This is a genomic window from Paenibacillus sp. P4_E11, assembly GCF_056401635.1.
Genome location: NZ_JBFUIX010000253.1, coordinates 1 through 3,506, shown reverse-complemented (window position 1 = coordinate 3,506; position 3,506 = coordinate 1). Strand labels below are relative to the sequence as shown.

The 3,506-nt window shown below is 48.5% G+C and carries 4 protein-coding genes and 1 pseudogene; all 5 read right to left on the bottom strand.

All coding sequences use genetic code 11. From position 1 onward, the window contains the following. Positions 1 to 750 (bottom strand): annotated as a pseudogene (locus AC1DWB_RS32320) (aspartate-semialdehyde dehydrogenase); the annotation flags it as partial. A gap of 31 nt (positions 751 to 781) precedes the next feature. Continuing rightward, positions 782 to 1,384, bottom strand: coding sequence for a dipicolinate synthase subunit B (locus AC1DWB_RS32315; protein WP_477545199.1), 603 nt, complete (start codon positions 1,382 to 1,384; stop codon positions 782 to 784). Then, positions 1,381 to 2,280 carry a dipicolinate synthase subunit DpsA gene (gene dpsA, locus AC1DWB_RS32310; RefSeq protein ID WP_477545198.1) on the bottom strand — a complete coding sequence of 300 codons (900 nt, stop codon included), beginning with the start codon at positions 2,278 to 2,280 and terminating at the stop codon, positions 1,381 to 1,383. Before dpsA ends, AC1DWB_RS32315 begins: the two co-directional genes overlap by 4 nt. Positions 2,281 to 2,477: 197 nt before the next feature. Next, entirely contained in the window at positions 2,478 to 2,912 is a 435-nt protein-coding gene (dut, locus tag AC1DWB_RS32305; protein WP_477545200.1) for a dUTP diphosphatase, read from the bottom strand. Between the two features lie 13 nt (positions 2,913 to 2,925). After that, on the bottom strand, positions 2,926 to 3,506 hold a 581-nt coding region (locus tag AC1DWB_RS32300; RefSeq protein WP_477545197.1), incomplete at its 5' end, for a M16 family metallopeptidase.

The following is a 3,506-nucleotide window of genomic DNA, read 5'->3' as shown; positions in this document are numbered from 1 at the left end:
GTATACGACTGGTAAGCGAACGCATGTCGCGGTAACTTCAATTGATTCGTCACCCATAAATTTCTAAGTCTCGTTAATCATCTTCAACTCTACATAAGTAAAGCCGTTGTCCGTAAATTTGTCGATTAGCGGAATGGCATTAAAGGCGATTTGATGCTTAACAGGCAACGAGCCTACAGGTAAAATATCTGGGTTCGCTTCCTGTCCATCCAGAATAGCCTTGGATTGACGAAGCATTTCATCGATTGCTTTGGCACCTGCACCAGAAACAGCTTGATAAGTAGACACGATAATACGGGAGATCCCATAACGATCGTACAACGGTTTCAATGCAGCTACCATCTGGATCGTCGAACAGTTCGGATTCGCAATGACGCCTTTGTGATCATTGATCTTATCCACATTAACCTCTGGTACTACTAAAGGCGTTTCTGGATCCATCCGGAAAGCACTGGTGTTGTCGATACAAACGGCACCATGTTCCACCGCATGTGGAATTAATTGTCGACTGATGTCGCCGCCCGCACTGAACAATGCGATTTCTACACCGCGGAAGCTATCGGGTGTAGCTTCCTGAACTACGATCTCACCGCCATTGAACGGTAATTTCTTACCGGCTGAACGAGCAGAAGATAGAAGTCTAAGTTCCTTTATAGGGAAGTTTCTTTCGGCTAACAAACGGATGATTTGCTCGCCTACGGCGCCGGTTGCTCCAACGACTGCTACAGTAAATTGCTTTTGATTCGACATACCCTGCTCTCCCCTTGTAAGAATAAATGTATTAGGAGTTCATATAATTGAACTTTTCAATGACCATTGGTTGAAGCTGCTTATATTCAAGTGCAGCCGCACATGTATCAATCACCAGTTCCATGCGGGCAACAAGTGAGTTCGGTTTCACATTGGGTGCGTCCTGTCCGAACGGGACGAAGTAGATGTTCTTAGCTACCAGGAGTTTGGCGATGTTCGCCGCATTCAATCCAAGACCGTCGTTTGTAGAGATTGCCAATACGAGCGGACGCTGATTGCGCAATTGGGCCTTGGCCGCCATTAATACCGGACTATCGGTCATTGCATTCGCTAATCGACTGGTCGTATTCCCTGTGCAGGGAGCAATGAGCATAACATCAAGCAGCTTGGAAGGACCCAACGGTTCTGCATCCACAATTGAAGAAATAATATCATTCCCTGTAATATCTTTTAACTGTTTCTGCCAATTATCCGAGGTGCCAAATCGCGTATCCGTCGTCATCAAAGTTTGTGAAGCGATAGGAATGACGCGTGCTCCTTGATCCACAAATGCTTGAATGTGCGGCATAGTTTCCGCAAACGTGCAATGCGATCCGGTTAATGCGAATCCGACTGTTTTACCTTGCCAATTCATTCATGATTCCTCCCTGTAACGGCATCTTCCAATATCAACTGGCTGACTGTATTCGCTATGATGCGTCCAGCAGTTTTGGGAGCGACGATTCCAGGTAACCCGGGGGCTAACATTGCCTTTACTCCACGCTTCTCGGCGAAACGGAAATCCGTTCCACCTGGCTTGGAAGCAAGGTCAATCAAGACAGCCCGGTGCGGAATATTGGCGATAATTTGTGCTGTGACTATCATAGTCGGTATCGTATTAAAAAGCAAGTCGATATTGGAGACCTGCTGAGCCAATTCGGTCAAATAAAACGGGGTAAAACCCATCTCCCAAGCTCGCGCGTAATGCTCCTGACGACGGATTCCTACCTTCACTTCCGCACCTAATCCCTGAAGAGTTCGGGCCATTGTGAACCCGGTTCTGCCCAGCCCCAGAACCATGCTTATGGAGCCATGGATCGTAATGTCTGTATTCTGAATAGCCATCATAATCGCACCTTCTGCAGTCGGTATCGAATTGTATATGGCGACATCGTCCCGCTCCAGAAGTTCAACCAACTTGATTCCCGCTGTTGCACATAATGACTTCAGGTAGCTTTTGGCCATCCCTGTATACACCTTGGCATGCCCAGGCAAGCAACGGACATGCTCCTCAGTTAAGTGAAGCTCCGTTGTTGAAAATAACGAATCTACGATCCCGTTGTCGTCTGTACCTATCACAGGTAAAATAACAGCGTCTGCACTCCGCAACACTTCTGTCGATAGCGCAGATTTGGTCGCTCCGCTGTACTGATTTTGCAAATTGTCAAATCCGATCAAATGAACAGTCGCGTCCAATTCCACGAATTTCTGAATCACTTCCAACTGGCGGGCATCCCCGCCGATGAATGCAACTTGCACTCCGGTCAACATGGCGTTGTTACCCTCCTTTCCTCTCCCTCGTATATAAGTCATCTTATGCGCACGCCCAAGGATGGGTTCCTGCCCAACGGAAACAGTCATCGTGCTGGGAGAGATCGTTTAGTCGCAACAAAAAAGCCGCATCCAGGTCGTATTTCTACTTGGAAACGGCTATTTCTATTATACACTTGTATGAGCTGGTTGCGTCCTTACTTGGTCCCCGTATGCCCGAAACCGCCTGCACCACGTTCGGTGTCGTCCAGGCGCATAACCGTTTCAAGAATGACAGGGGGTACGTGCTGGAACACCATCTGGGCAATGCGTTCATTCCGCTGAATCGCGAATTGTTCTTGACCCAGATTAATAAGCAGCACTTTAATCTCACCGCGATAATCCGCATCAATCGTTCCCGGCGTGTTCAAGCAAGTGATTCCATGCTTGAATGCTAGACCGCTGCGAGGGCGGATCTGGGCTTCCAGCTGCGGCGGTATGGCCAACGCTACACCTGTTGGCACCAAGGCGCGTTGTCCCGGCTGCAGCACGATCGGTTCGTTAGCTGGTACTGCTGCATACAGATCAAAGCCACTTGCTTGATCCGACATCCGCTGCGGCAGCTGTACGTCTTCTGTGCCTGGCAGCTTCATCAATTTCACGACATTAAGCAACGACAATCGGATCCCTCCCGAACGATTCAATCGCTTGATCTGACTTGCCAACCATCGACAGAGCGAACGAATGGGAGAACACCTTTTCCGTAAGCAAGCTTATGTCATCGAGGGTAACCGCATCTATACGGTCGAGTATTTCATCCATGGTGTAATGTTTGCCAACCATCAACTCGTTCTTCCCGAGTCGATTCATTCGGCTGCTTGTGCTTTCCAGGCTTAGAATAAAGCTGCCTTTCAGCTGTTCCTTGCCCTTCTTCAACTCCGCCGCACTCAAGCCGTTCTGGGCCAGATTGCGCAACAGATCCATGGTAACGTCCAGCACTTCCGTAGTTTGCTTAGGCGCAGTTCCCATGTAAATGGTGAACAACCCACTATCGATGTGTGCGGAATGATACGAATAGACGGAGTACRCAAGCCCCCGTTTCTCACGGATTTCCTGGAATAAGTGAGAACTCATGCCGCCACCGACTACATTATTGAACAATATCATCGGATATAGCAAGGGATCCAAGAGTGATAACCCGGGCAAAGACAAGCATATGTGGTTCTGCTCGGTATCTTTCTTATGGA

Excerpts from the sequence above, each read along its gene's own strand:
- AC1DWB_RS32315 (WP_477545199.1), bottom strand. The coding sequence starts at position 1,384 with ATGAATTGGCAAGGTAAAACAGTCGGATTCGCATTAACCGGATCGCAT.
- dpsA (WP_477545198.1), bottom strand. The coding sequence starts at position 2,280 with ATGTTGACCGGAGTGCAAGTTGCATTCATCGGCGGGGATGCCCGCCAG.
- dut (WP_477545200.1), bottom strand. The coding sequence starts at position 2,912 with ATGAAGCTGCCAGGCACAGAAGACGTACAGCTGCCGCAGCGGATGTCG.